The 12,618-nt window shown below is 72.9% G+C and carries 14 protein-coding genes; 6 read left to right on the top strand and 8 right to left on the bottom strand.

What is annotated here, in order from left to right:
- Window positions 1–176 precede the first annotated feature (176 nt).
- Both glpX and ACH4T9_RS02180 read left to right on the top strand, forming a co-directional pair.
- Complete coding sequence (gene glpX, locus ACH4T9_RS02185) at window positions 177–1,208, top strand: class II fructose-bisphosphatase (protein WP_396669367.1); 1,032 nt, start codon at window positions 177–179, stop codon at window positions 1,206–1,208.
- Between the two features lie 29 nt (window positions 1,209–1,237).
- Window positions 1,238–2,176, top strand: coding sequence for a DMT family transporter (locus tag ACH4T9_RS02180; protein WP_396669880.1), 939 nt, complete (start codon window positions 1,238–1,240; stop codon window positions 2,174–2,176).
- Between the two features lie 13 nt (window positions 2,177–2,189).
- Here ACH4T9_RS02180 and ACH4T9_RS02175 read toward each other — a convergent pair whose 3' ends face one another.
- Window positions 2,190–3,152, bottom strand: a complete 963-nt coding sequence (locus ACH4T9_RS02175; protein ID WP_396669366.1) for an NAD-dependent epimerase/dehydratase family protein — start codon at window positions 3,150–3,152, stop codon at window positions 2,190–2,192.
- A 145-nt stretch (window positions 3,153–3,297) separates the two neighbouring features.
- Between ACH4T9_RS02175 and ACH4T9_RS02170 the strand changes: the two genes are divergently transcribed.
- Complete coding sequence (locus ACH4T9_RS02170; RefSeq protein WP_396669365.1) at window positions 3,298–3,990, top strand: TetR/AcrR family transcriptional regulator; 693 nt, start codon at window positions 3,298–3,300, stop codon at window positions 3,988–3,990.
- 153 nt (window positions 3,991–4,143) lie between these two features.
- Here ACH4T9_RS02170 and ACH4T9_RS02165 read toward each other — a convergent pair whose 3' ends face one another.
- The 6 genes from ACH4T9_RS02165 to ACH4T9_RS02140 form a co-directional block, all read right to left on the bottom strand.
- Window positions 4,144–5,109 carry an NAD(P)/FAD-dependent oxidoreductase gene (locus ACH4T9_RS02165; RefSeq protein WP_396669364.1) on the bottom strand — a complete coding sequence of 322 codons (966 nt, stop codon included), beginning with the start codon at window positions 5,107–5,109 and terminating at the stop codon, window positions 4,144–4,146.
- 125 nt (window positions 5,110–5,234) lie between these two features.
- Window positions 5,235–5,891 carry a rhomboid family intramembrane serine protease gene (locus tag ACH4T9_RS02160; RefSeq protein WP_350880785.1) on the bottom strand — a complete coding sequence of 219 codons (657 nt, stop codon included), beginning with the start codon at window positions 5,889–5,891 and terminating at the stop codon, window positions 5,235–5,237.
- Between the two features lie 117 nt (window positions 5,892–6,008).
- A complete protein-coding gene (locus ACH4T9_RS02155; protein ID WP_396669363.1) occupies window positions 6,009–6,722 on the bottom strand; it encodes a lytic transglycosylase domain-containing protein in 714 nt (237 codons plus the stop codon).
- Window positions 6,723–7,000: 278 nt separating this feature from the next.
- Window positions 7,001–8,410, bottom strand: a complete 1,410-nt coding sequence (locus tag ACH4T9_RS02150) for a PhoH family protein (protein WP_396669362.1) — start codon at window positions 8,408–8,410, stop codon at window positions 7,001–7,003.
- Between the two features lie 470 nt (window positions 8,411–8,880).
- Window positions 8,881–9,243 (bottom strand): hypothetical protein, encoded by a 363-nt coding sequence (locus ACH4T9_RS02145; protein WP_396669361.1) that lies wholly within the window; start codon window positions 9,241–9,243, stop codon window positions 8,881–8,883.
- Between the two features lie 106 nt (window positions 9,244–9,349).
- Window positions 9,350–9,694: a hypothetical protein gene (locus ACH4T9_RS02140; protein WP_350880777.1), complete on the bottom strand. Its 345-nt coding sequence runs from the start codon at window positions 9,692–9,694 to the stop codon at window positions 9,350–9,352.
- A gap of 262 nt (window positions 9,695–9,956) precedes the next feature.
- Between ACH4T9_RS02140 and ACH4T9_RS02135 the strand changes: the two genes are divergently transcribed.
- The 3 genes from ACH4T9_RS02135 to otsB all read left to right on the top strand — a co-directional run bounded on the left by ACH4T9_RS02135 (window position 9,957) and on the right by otsB (window position 11,807).
- Complete coding sequence (locus ACH4T9_RS02135; RefSeq protein WP_396669360.1) at window positions 9,957–10,397, top strand: helix-turn-helix domain-containing protein; 441 nt, start codon at window positions 9,957–9,959, stop codon at window positions 10,395–10,397.
- A 162-nt stretch (window positions 10,398–10,559) separates the two neighbouring features.
- Window positions 10,560–10,913: a hypothetical protein gene (locus tag ACH4T9_RS02130; protein ID WP_396669359.1), complete on the top strand. Its 354-nt coding sequence runs from the start codon at window positions 10,560–10,562 to the stop codon at window positions 10,911–10,913.
- A gap of 69 nt (window positions 10,914–10,982) precedes the next feature.
- A complete protein-coding gene (gene otsB / locus ACH4T9_RS02125) occupies window positions 10,983–11,807 on the top strand; it encodes a trehalose-phosphatase (protein WP_396669358.1) in 825 nt (274 codons plus the stop codon).
- Between the two features lie 34 nt (window positions 11,808–11,841).
- Here otsB and ACH4T9_RS02120 read toward each other — a convergent pair whose 3' ends face one another.
- Window positions 11,842–12,612, bottom strand: a complete 771-nt coding sequence (locus ACH4T9_RS02120; RefSeq protein WP_396669357.1) for an isoprenyl transferase — start codon at window positions 12,610–12,612, stop codon at window positions 11,842–11,844.
- Window positions 12,613–12,618: the final 6 nt, after the last annotated feature.

The following is a 12,618-nucleotide window of genomic DNA, read 5'->3' as shown; positions in this document are numbered from 1 at the left end:
GGGTGAGCGGGAGTAACGGGGTGGTCCGTTCCACCGACCGGTTGGCGGGAAGGTGGCCACCAGCGCCCCGACCCGGCGATAAGTTGACGATCGTGTGAGGATCAGCGACAAAACTGGCGGCGGCGACGACCGCATGCCGCCGGTCCACCCCGCAACGTCGCGAGGAGGAAGCCGTCATGACGAGCACCAGGACGCGTACCCCCCAGGATCTGGACCGCAATCTCGCCCTCGACCTGGTCCGGGTCACCGAGGCGGCGGCGATGGCCGCCGGCCGGTGGGTCGGCCGGGGCGACAAGGAGGGCGGCGACGGGGCGGCCGTCGACGCCATGCGCAAGCTGATCAACTCGATCCCGATGCGGGGCGTCGTGGTGATCGGCGAGGGCGAGAAGGACAACGCCCCGATGCTCTTCAACGGCGAGGAGGTCGGCGACGGCACCGGCCCCGAGGTGGACGTCGCGGTGGACCCGGTCGACGGGACCACGCTGATGAGCAAGGGCATGCCGAACGCGCTCGCCGTGCTCGCCGTGGCCGAGCGCGGGGCGATGTTCGACCCGAGCGCCGTCTTCTACATGGAGAAGCTGGCCGTCGGCCCGGCCTACGCCGACGTGGTCGACATCAACGCGGGGGTGGCCGACAACCTGCGCCGGATCGCCAAGGTCAAGGGCACCGACATCTCCGAGGTCACCGTCTGCGTGCTGGACCGCCCGCGCCACGACGACCTGGTCACCCAGATCCGCCGCGCTGGGGCCGGCATCCGGTTCATCTCCGACGGCGACATCGCCGGCGCCATCGCCGCCGCCCGCGGCGAGTCGGACGTCGACGTGCTGATGGGCATCGGCGGCACCCCCGAGGGGATCATCGCCGCCTGCGCCCTCAAGTGCATGGGCGGGATGATGCAGGCCAAGCTCTGGCCGAGCGACTCCGCGGAGCGGGAGAAGGCGCTCGCCGCCGGGCACGACCTGGACCGGGTGCTCACCACCGACGAGCTGGTCACCGGCGACAACTGCTTCTTCGTGGCCACCGGGGTCACCTCCGGCGATCTGCTGCGCGGTGTGCGCTACCGGGCCGGCGGGGCGTACACGCAGTCGATCGTGATGCGCTCCAAGAGCGGCACGATCCGGGTGATCGACTCGTACCACCGGCTGGAGAAGCTGGCGCTGTACTCGACGATCGACTTCGACGGTCGTCCGTTGGCCGAGCAGGAGTGACGGTCACCACCACGACCGCGCCGCCGACTTTGACGGCCAGCCGCCGGATCACCGGCGTCGGGCTGGCCGTCGCCTCCGGGTGCACCGTCGCCGTGCAGTCCCGGATCAACGGCGAGCTGGGCGTACGCCTGGCCGACGGGATCGCCGCCGCGGTGGTGTCGTTCGGCCTCGGCCTGCTGGTGCTGCTGGTGCTGGTGCCCGCCACCCCGGCGGGGCGGCGGGGCCTGTCCGCGCTGCGGGCGGCGCTGGCGGACGGGACGCTGCGGCCGTGGCAGTGCCTCGGCGGCGTCTGCGGCGCGTTCCTGGTGGCCAGCCAGGGGCTGACCATCGGCACGCTCGGCGTGGCCGTGTTCACCGTGGCGGTGGTCGCGGGACAGTCCGGAAGCAGCCTGCTGGTCGACCGGGCCGGGATCGGACCGACCGGCCGCCAGGCGGTCACCCCGAACCGCCTGTTCGGCGCGGCGCTGACCGTGCTGGCCGTGCTGCTGGCGGTCGGTGACCGGCTGGGCGACCCGGGCACGCTGAGCCTGGCCGTACTGCCGCTGCTGGCCGGGATCGGCCTCGCCTGGCAGCAGGCGGTGAACGGGCGGGTCACGGCGGCCTCCGGCAGCGCACTGGCCGCCACGCTGGTCAACTTCACCGTCGGCACCGTCGCGCTGCTCGTCACGTTCGCGGTCGGGGTGGCCGTCCGGGGCGGCCCCGCCGGAAGCCTGCCGACCGAGCCGTGGCTCTATCTCGGCGGGCCGATCGGCATCGTCTTCATCGCGATCGCGGCGGCCATCGTGCGCTTCACCGGGGTGTTGCTGCTCGGCCTGGCCACCATCGCCGGCCAGGTCGTCGGTGCCGTCCTGCTCGACCTCGTGCTGCCGACCGCGGCCTCACACCCCGGCGTGGCCACGCTGCTGGGTGCGGCGCTAACCCTGGTCGCGGTGGTGATCGCCGCCCGCACCCCGGCCCGCCACCGATAGGGAGGGCTCCGGCTCAGCGCCGACGGTCACCGACCGGCGTCCGGTCGACGGGCGGGGTGGCGCCGCGCAGGGCCGCGACGGTCTCGGCGAGCGCGCGGTCCAGCGGGGTCGGCGCGAGGCCGAGCGTGGCGGTGGCCGCGGTCGAGTCGAGCAGGTACGGCCGGTCGAACTGGTAGGCGGTCTCCCGCAGCTCCCGGGCGAACGGGTTGACCAGCCCGCCCAGCCAGAGCGCCGGGTACGGCAGCCGGGTGAGTCTCGGGGCGGGGGCGCCGGCCAGGACCGCGGCCCGGGTGGCCAACTCGCGGGCGGAGACCGCGGGCGGGCTGGGCACGTGCCAGGCCCGGCCCCAGGCGCGCCCGTCGGCGGCGACCGCCACCAGGGTACGGGCGACGTCGTCGACGTACGTCCAGGTGTGCGGGGCGTCGAAGTCGACGGGCAGCACCACCCGGCGGCCGGCGAGCACCCCGGGCAGCAGCATCATCGGCAGCGAGGTGGCGCCGGCGCCCAGGTAGTCGGAGCCGCGCACCTCGGTCACCCGGACCCGGCCCGCGCGGTGGGCGGCCAGCGCCTCGGCCCACATCCTGTTGCGGACCCGCCCCTTCGTGCCGGGGGCCGCCGGCGGGGTCGCCTCGGTCATCGGGCCGTCGACCGGTCCGTACCCGTAGAGGTTGCCGACCGTAGCGAGCACCGCGCCGGCGCGCTCGGCGGCCGTGAGCAGCGCGGCGGCCAGCGGCGGCCAGTCGATCGGCCAGCGGTGGTACGCCGGGTTGGCGCAGTTGTAGAGGGCGACCGCGCCCTCGGCAAGGGCGGCGAGCCGGTCCGGGTCGGCGGCGTCGGCGGCGACCCGCTCGACGGTCGGGTGGTCCGGGCCGGTCCCGCGCCGGGTGACCACCCGGACCCGCTCGCCGGCGGCCGTGAGGAGGCGGGCGGTGGCGGTCCCGACGGGCCCGGCGCCGACGATCACGTGTAGCGACATCACAGATCACCTTTCGAAGCATCAGTACGACTAGAGAGCACTGCTCTCGATGTGGCCCGCCCAGCATGCAGCCCCGCCCAGCCACCAGTCAAGAGCAGTGCTCTCTATTTTGATGGCCGCTCTCGGCTGTGGCAGAGTAGGGACCATGGTCGCCTCCTCGATCCGCGCCCGGGTCCGCGCCGAGATGATCGACGAGATCAAGGCCGTCGCCCGCCGGCACCTCGCCAGCGACGGGGCGAACCTCAGCCTGCGGGCGGTGGCCCGGGACATGGGGATGGTGTCCTCGGCGATCTACCGCTACTTCCCGAGCCGGGACGACCTGCTCACCGCACTGATCATCGATGCGTACGACGCGCTGGGGGCGGCGGTGGAGGCGGCCGACGCGGGCCCGGACCGGCTCGACCTGCGGGGGCGCTGGCACGCGGCGTGCCGGGCGGCCCGTGACTGGGCCCTGGCCCACCCCGCCGAGTACGCGCTGCTCTACGGCAGCCCGGTCCCCGGGTACGCCGCCCCGGACGACACGGTGGGACCGGCCCAGCGCCCACCGGCCACCCTGATCGGCATCCTGCACGACGGCATGGTCGCCGGGCGGCTCGCCGCCCCCGACCCGGGAGAGCTGCCCGAACCGCTCCGGACGGACCTCGCGGAGGTCGCCGACAACCTCGCCCCCGGGCTGCCTGCGGCGTTGCTCGCCCGGGGGATGGCCGGCTGGACCCAGCTCTTCGGGCTGATCAGCTTCGAGCTGTTCGGCCGGATCAACCGCGCACTACCGCACCGCGACGCGTACTTCGACCACCAGACCGCCCTGATGGCCGACCTCATCGGCCTCCCCCGCTGACCCCCCCACCCACCCGTCCACCCCGCGATCTTGCACTTCGGGCCCCCGTTTCGCCCCTTCTGCACCCTTCGCCCGGGCCGCCACTGCAAGATCGGCGCGCGGATGCGGGTGGGGATGGGGGCGGGTGGGGGGCGGGTGGGGGGCGGGGCGGGGTCAGGCGTCGGAGGAGTGGCCGGGGAAGAGGTGGGCCGACGGGTCGATCGCCACGGCGGCGTTGTTGACCGCGGTGGCCGCCTCGCCGAAGCCCGTGGCGATCAGCCGGACCTTGCCCGGGTACTCGGTGATGTCTCCGGCCGCGAACACCCGGGGCAGGTTGGTCGCCATCGCGCTGTCCACCACGATGTGCCGGCGGTCCAGTCGTAGCCCCCACTCGGCGATCGGGCCCAGGTCGGCCGTGAAGCCGAGCGCGGCCACCACCGTGTCGACCGGCAGCGTCTCGGGCTCACCGCCCCGCACGGTGATCTCGGCACCGGTCACCGCGCTGTCCCCGTACAGCCGGGTGACCTCGGCGTTGACGATGACCCGGACGGGCAACTCCTGCACCCGGGCGACGGTGCCGGCGTGGGCCCGGAACCTCTCCCGCCGGTGCACCAGCGTCACCGAGCGGGCCAGCGGCTGCAACGCCAGCGCCCAGTCGAACGCCGAGTCGCCACCGCCGACGATCAGCACGTCCCGGCCGGCCAGCGCGGCGGGCTCCGGCACGAAGTAGACGATCCCGGCGCCGGTGAAGCTGTCGGCCACCGGCAGCGGACGCGGGCTGAAGCTGCCCAGACCGCCGGTGACGACCACCGCGCCGCAGGAGAGCTGCTGGCCGCCGGCGAGGCCGAGCACCGGCCGCCCCTCGGCAAGGGACAGCTTCTCGGCCCGGGTGCCGAGCAGGTACCGCGGGTGGAACGGGGCGGCCTGGGCGACCAGGTTGGCCACCAGGTCCCGGCCCTTGACCGCCGGGAAGCCGGCCACATCGAGGATCAACTTCTCCGGGTACATCGCGGTGATCTGGCCACCTGCCTCGGGCAGCGCGTCGACCACCGCCACGGAGAGCCCTCGGAACCCGGCGTAGTACGCGGCGAAGAGCCCTGTCGGACCGGCACCGATCACTGCGACGTCCACCTCGGGCATGACGTACCGTCACTTTCCGCTCATGGATAAACGCGTTCTGGTGCGACCGTAGGCCCGGCGCGGGACCGGGGCAAGCACGTCCCACACCCGCGTGCCGCGCCCGGGCGGCAGGGGAAGGGGCCGTGTCAGGGCAGCGTGAGCGGCGAGTCCAGGTCGTACGGATCGGACTCGGCCCGGCGGCGTCGGAACAGGATCGCGGCGACCACGCCACCGACCAGCCCGAAGAGGTGGCCCTGCCAGGAGATCCGCCCGTCGGTGGGGAGGATGCCCAGCAGTTGCCAGCCGTAGAGCAGACCGACCAGCAGCACCACGCCGAAGTTCCACCAGCTCCGCTCGACCACGCCTCGGGTGAGCAGGATGCCCAGGTAGCCGAAGATGACCCCGCTGGCCCCGACCACGACCGAGTTCGGCGAGCCGGTGAACCACACGCCCAGCCCGCTGACCAGCACGACGACCAGGGTGGACCAGAGGAAGCGCCGGAAGCCGGCGGCGAGCACGAACGTGCCGAGCAGGATCAGCGGCACGCTGTTGCTGTAGAGGTGGTTGAAGTCGGCGTGCAGGAACGGCGAGAAGAGCACCCCGTCCAGCCCGTCGATGCGGCGCGGGATGATGCCGCCGGCCAGGTCGAGGTCGATGCCGAGGCCGGCGTCGAGGCCCTCGACCAGGAAGAGGACCGGCACGACGGCGCACATGGCGACGAAGGCGCGGCCGATCGAGGCGTAGAAGGCCTCGGTGCCGAAGCGTCGCGGGTCGCCACCCGGGGGTTCGCCGTGCAGGGTCACCCCCCAAGAGCTATCAGCAAACCCCGCCGACCGCCACCCGTGGGTGAAACCGGTCCCGACATGACAGCGGCGGGGGGTGCGAATTCCGCACCCCCCGCCGCCTCGATGCTTCGCCGGTCAGTACCAGCCGCTGCTCTGCGAGTGGCTCCACGCGCCACAGGGACTGTTGTACCGGCCCTTGATGTAGCCGAGGCCCCACTTGATCTGGGTGGCCGGGTTGGTCTCCCAGTCACCGGCCACCGAGCCCATCTTGCTGCCCGGCAGCGACTGGGGGATGCCGTACGCGCCGGAGGAAGGGTTGCGGGCCTTGTGGTTCCAGCCGCTCTCCTTGGTCCAGAGCTTGTCCAGGCACGGGAACTGGTCGATGCCGAAGCCGGCGTCGAGCATCAGCGCGCAGCCGATCTTCCGGTTGCCGCCGTACTCGCTGCACGAGGCCGGGATCGGGCCGTCGTACGGCTTGCTCGTCTTGGTTGCCGCCGCCGCCTTCTCGGCGGCCTCCTTCTTCGCCGCCGCCTCGCGCTCCTTCTTGCGGGACGCCGCCGCGGCCTCGGCCTCGCGGGCCCGCTCGGCGGCCTCCTTCGCCGCCGCGGCGGCGCGCAGCTTGGCCTGGTACTCGGCGGCCCGCTGCTTGGCGGAGCTGACCCGGTGCTCGGCCTGCCGGTCGCGCTGGTAGTCGTACTCGGCCTGGTCGACCTGGAGGCCGACCTGCGCGGTCAGGCCCTGTTGCTGAGTTTCCCGGTCTTCGCCCAGATAGAAGCCGCCGGCAACGCCCACGGAGAGCAGTGCGACGGCGGCGGTACGGGCACCGAACCGGCTCCACAGCCGACTCACGAAGTGGTCCCTTCGTCGGGGGCATGGACACGACGCGGCCCCGACCCGCGGAGGGGTCGACCCGCGTCGTGAGCGCCCCGACCCTGCCGGTCGCAGCCGGCGCACCCGGGTTCCTTCCGCCCCACCGTCGGACGACGGCGGACGATCTTTCCGGGACGCGGGCGCTCGTTGGACACCATTGCGCACAGTGGGACCGATGGGAAACCATCAGCCACAATTGTGACCTGGGCCACAGGCAGAATCGGGACGAAACACCATTTAACGGTCGAGAATCACGCTCAGAGTGGGATGCCCTCCAACAGGTCGGTCACCATCGCGGCGATGGGCGACCGCTCGGACCGGGTCAGCGTGACGTGCGCGAACAGGGGGTGGCCCCTGAGCGCCTCGATCACGGCGGTCACCCCGTCGTGCCGCCCCACCCGCAGGTTGTCCCGCTGGGCGACGTCGTGGGTGAGGACCACCCGCGAGCCCTGGCCGATCCGGGACAGCACGGTGAGCAGCACGCCCCGCTCCAGCGACTGGGCCTCGTCCACGATGACGAAGGCGTCGTGCAGGCTGCGGCCCCGGATGTGGGTGAGCGGCAGGACCTCAAGAATCCCCCGGGCCATGACCTCCTCCAGCACGTTCTCGTGCACCACCGCGCCGAGAGTGTCGAAGACCGCCTGCGCCCAGGGCGACATCTTCTCGGTCTCGGAGCCGGGCAGGTAGCCCAACTCCTGGCCACCGACGGCGTAGAGCGGGCGGAAGACGACCACCTTCTTGTGCCGACGCCGCTCCATCACCGCCTCCAGGCCGGCGCACAGCGCCAGCGCAGACTTGCCGGTGCCGGCCCGGCCGCCCAGCGAGACGATCCCGATCGACTCGTCCAGCAGCAGGTCGAGGGCGATCCGCTGCTCGGCCGAGCGGCCGTGCACGCCGAACGCCTCCCGGTCACCCCGGACCAGCCGGACCGTCTTGTCGGGCAGCACCCGGCCCAGCGCGGAGCCGCGCACTGATTGCAGCACCAGCCCGGTGTGGCAGGACAGCCCGGCCGCGGCGTCCACGTCCAGGGTCTCGCCCGCGTAGAGCCGACCGATCTCGTCCTCACCCAACTCCAGATCGGCCATCCCCGTCCAGGTCGGGTCACTGGCCTGGCCGTGTCGGTACTCGTCGGCGTGCAGCCCGACCGAGGCCGCCTTCACCCGCAGCGGCATGTCCTTGCTGACCAGGGTCACCTCCCGCCCCTCGGCTGCGAGGTTGAGCGCGACCGAGAGGATCCGGGCGTCGTTGGACTCGTTGCGGAAGCCGGGCGGCAGCACGCCGTCGTCGGTGTGGTTCAGCTCCACCCGCAGGGTGCCGCCGTCGTCGTTGGCGGGCACCGGCCGGTCCAGCCGGCCATGGCGTACGCGCAGCTCGTCCAGCATTCGCAGCGACTGCCGGGCGAACCAGCCCAGCTCCGGATGGTGCCGCTTGCCCTCCAATTCGGAGATGACCACGAGGGGCAGCACCACCTCGTGCTCGGCGAACCGGTGGAACGCCGCCGGGTCCGAGAGCAGGACCGAGGTGTCCAGGACGAACGCCTGGCCGGCTGGTCGGGGCTCCTCGGGCTCGACCGGGGCAGCCGCGCGGCGGCTCCGGGTGGCGCGGCGGGTCGTGGCAGTCGCGGCCGGGGTCTGGTCGGCACCGGCGGGGGTACGGCGAGTCGTCACAGGCCTGCTCCGACGGATGGGCACCCGGCCATCCGCGTTCCGCCTCGTCCGGTGCCCGGGGACACGGGGTCGGATGCGGGCCCCGTGTGCGAGGTCGCAGATCCGGGCTGACCGGCTGGCTCGGGGGAACCCCGTGCCATGACTAGACGCTAGCCCCGCCGGGACGTCCCGGCTAGAGGTTGTCGACTGGATCTCCGGCGACGGGCCGGCGGGCAGGCACGGCGGACCGGCCGGGATGCATGCCCCCTGCGCGCATCCCGGCCGGCGGGACCACGGTCACCGGTCTGACGTGGCCCCGACGGTGCGCGTCCGCCGCGGACGACGCACCGTGCTCGTGCCGCTCCGGCGGGAGCCGGAGGTCCGCCCCTCCCCCTGGCCGGCGGAAGCCGGCGGGCGAGGGACGTAGCCACCGCCGGAAGCCGGCGGCGGGCCGGATCTGCCGCCGCGAGCCGGCGGCCGGCGGAGCCTGATCAGCCCCGCCACCGGACCAGGGCGCCGGTGGGGTGCCGCCCGCTCGCGTTGGCCGGCGCGGCGACCGCCACGGCGCCCCCGCGGGACGGGGCGGCGAAGGATGAGCCGGTGTAGGTGGTGCCCTGCCGGGCGGCCTGGCCACTCCGGTCGCGGGTCGGCGGCGGGCCGGCCAGGGCGGAGGCGATGGCCGCCTGCGCCTCCCGGCGGCGCCGGTTCCAGGCGCCCCGGTCGCCGTCGAAGTACCCCTGCCGGTACCCGAAGCGGTAGCCGATCCGGTAGCTGAGCTGACCGTGCAGCCGGCCGGCAGCGTAACTGGTGGAGCCGAGGACGAGGACGAGGAAGACCGCGAGGAAGGGACTCATCCGGCGGCTCCCCGGCGGGACGGCGGCGCGGCGGCTGGGCGGCCGGACGGCCCGGCGGCTGCTCGGCGCGGCGGCTGCCCGGGGGGACGGCGGCGCGGCGGGGCGCTCATCGTTCCTCCGGCTCGACGGAGGTGGGGTCGGTGGCCAGCAGCCGGTCCAGGTCGTCGGTGCTGACCTCCTCGGTCAGTTCGACGCTGATCCGGCAGCCGTCCAGGACCACCTCGGCGACCGAGGAGCGGCGGATCTCGCCGCCGGCGTCGTAGACCCGGACGCTGAGCTCCGGGCAGCCGAGGTGGGTCCGCCAGGCGTTCCACTCCACCCGATCCCCCACGTTGAGCGACAGGAAGCGGCAGCCCCTGGCGAGGTAGAGGCGCCACGGCGCGCTCAGCCCGGCGGCCACCCCCTCCGCGATCAGGCCGAATGCCTGGGCGCGAGTGGCGAGTTCGGTCACCACACCTCCTTCGTACCGGGTGAGGGACGCATGCGAGCACCAGTCGTCTCAGGCACGTGACACACGGTAGATTGTCCCATGAACGTGACAGTATCAGCTTTTCGTCCGATCACATCGGCACTGACCGGCACCTATTCCACCCTGGTGAGGCCCACGAAACCGGTGCGGAACGGTCACCTGGCGTGCCGTACGCGTGTCTCACTCACGTGACACAGGCGCGCCCGGCGGCCGGGCCAGACGTGAGTGGTCGTACCGTCACGGAGTGACCGAGAGCGCTCACGCCCGGAAAATCGCCTTCGCCGCCTTCGTCCGCCGGGCCCTCGACGACGTCCGGGCCATGCGCGCCTGGAGCGGCACCGAGGCTTCCCGGCGTACCGGTGTCTCCCGCCAGACCATCAACCGCTGGGTCCGGGGAGACTGGGTCAGCGACCCGGAGGCCGAGCGGGTGGTCGCCTTCTGCGAGGGTCTCGGCCTCAACCCGACGGCCGCCTTCGCGGCGCTCGGCTGGGACCGGGCCGCCACCCCGCGCCCCGCGCCCGGCCCACCTCCGATGGACCCGGACGTGGAGGCGCTGCTGCGCCGGCTGATCGACCCGAACGTGTCGGACGCGGAGAAGTTCCACATCCGGGAAACCATTCGTTACCTCGCTTATCGCCCAACTCTCCCCATCGATGTCCGAAAAATGGGTAATCGGGCGGGGTAGTTCCTCAGATGGCGAAAGAACGGCAGGGCGAACCCGATCGTTTGCCTTCGGGGGAGGAACGGGAGCGCTAGCGTCCCTATTCGTACTGCTTGGGCTCGTCATCGGCGGGGGGACGGGACAAGGCCGAACTCAGCCCTGCGGGACAGAAGGAGGGGTCTGTCCATGACCCTGAAGTGGTTGGCAGTCGTGGTCGCGGTGGTGTCCCTGACATCGGCCGTGACCGGCAACCTGGTGCTCGGCGCGGTCGATGGCGGGCAGCTTCCCGTGGTCGCCAACGTCCTCGCCCTCACCACCGCCGGCACGGCGGTCGTCCTGGCCGTCGTCGCCGAGCTGCACGACCGGCTCAACGACCGGATCAGCGCGCTCACCGAGTTCCTGGTGGCCCGGCTCAACGAGATCGAGGCGCGCACCGGCGACCGGAACACCGGTTTCGTGGAGGGCTACCTGCTCAGCCACGGCCAGGACGCCGAGGTGGTGCCGTTCGGACGCCGAGGTCGGGGAGCCTCCGAACGCTGACCTGGACCGGTCCGGGGAGACCCGTCTCGACCACGAATAGGCCGCTCACTCCGGGGTACGCTTTCGCCCGTGCCGCCGTTGAATCTGGGCAACCAACAGCCGAAGACCCCGCTGGACGCCGACCGGGCCTGGCGGGCGACCGCCGGCCGGCTAGGCGACACCGTCCTCTTCTTCGACTTCGACGGCACACTCGCGCCCGTCGACGACGACCCGACGGCGGTGCGGCCGGCCCCGAAGGTGTTGGCCGCGATCGAGGCCCTCGCGCCGCTGGTCCGCCGGATCGCGATCGTCTCCGCCCGACCGGTGGAGTTCCTCCGCGACCAACTCGGCGGGCTGGACGGCGTCGACCTCTACGGCCTCTACGGGCTGGAGCACAGCCACTCCGGCGGCGAGACCGTCACCGAGCCGGCGGCACTGCCCTGGGTGCCGACCATGCGGGAGCTGGCCGACCTCGCCCGCGCCGAGCTGCCGGCCGGGGCGCTGGTCGAGTTCAAGCGGCTCTCCGTGGCTCTGCACTGGCGCACCGCCCCGCAGCTCGGCGCCCAGGTGCAGGAATGGGGCCGGGCCCAGGCCGACCGGCTCGGTCTGCGCGTGCAGGCCGGCCGGATGGTGCTGGAGATCAAGCCCCCGGTCGACCGGGACAAGGGACTGGTCATCGGCGAGGCGGTCCGGGACGCCGGCGGCGCCTGGTACTTCGGCGACGACGTCTCCGACATCAAGGCGTTCGCGGCGCTGCGCGCCCGCGCGGCGGCGGACCCGGAGTTCCTCGGGGTCTGCGTGGCGGTGGCCAACCCGGAGACCGGCCACGAGGTCGCCGAGGCCGCCGACCTGACGATCGACTCCCCCGCCGCCCTCGGCGACTTCCTCACCGAGGCCCTCCCCCACCTACGCTGACGACGCCCACACCGCCGAGGGGCAACGGGGCGGGTCAGGTGCCGAAACGGCGCTGGCGGGTGGCGTACGAACGCAGCGCGCGGAGAAAGTCGACCCGGCGGAAGTCGGGCCAGTTCAGCTCGCAGAAGTAGTACTCCGAGTGGGCCGACTGCCACAACATGAAGCCCGACAGCCGCTGCTCGCCACTGGTCCGGATGATCAGGTCCGGGTCCGGCAGGCCGCGGGTGTAGAGATGCTCGGAGATGTGGTCGACGTCCAACGCCTCGGCCAGTTCCTCGATGGTGCCGCCGGCTGCGGCGTGCTCCAGCAGCAGCGAGCGGACCGCGTCGGCGATCTCGCGCCGGCCGCCGTACCCGACGGCGATGTTGACCTGTGCGCCGCCGACGCGATCCCGGGTCCGTTCCTCGGCCGCCTTGAGCGCCGCCGAGTGCTGCGCCGGCAGGACGTCGAGCGCCCCGACCATCCGCAGCCGCCAGGGGTTGCCCTCCTCTGCCAGCTCGGTGCTCAGGTCCTCGATGATCTGGAGCAGCGGATCCAGCTCCTCCGCCGGGCGGGACAGGTTGTCGGTGGAGAGCAGCCAGAGCGTCACGTGCCCCACCCCGGCGGCGTCACACCAGCGCAGCAGCTCCTTGATCCGCTCCGCGCCCATCCGGTGCCCGTCGTTGGGATCGACGAATCCCATCTCACGGGCCCAACGGCGGTTGCCGTCACACATCACGCCCACGTGCCGAGGCACCGGCTTGCCCGCGAGCATGGCCGTCAGCCGCCGCTCGTACACGGAGTAGAGGAGGTTCCGCAGAGTCATCACCTT

The organism is Micromonospora sp. NPDC020750 (assembly GCF_044334565.1).
GTDB lineage: Bacteria > Actinomycetota > Actinomycetes > Mycobacteriales > Micromonosporaceae > Micromonospora.
Note: the sequence above shows the minus strand (reverse complement) of the source record. Positions and strands in the feature narration are given on the sequence as shown.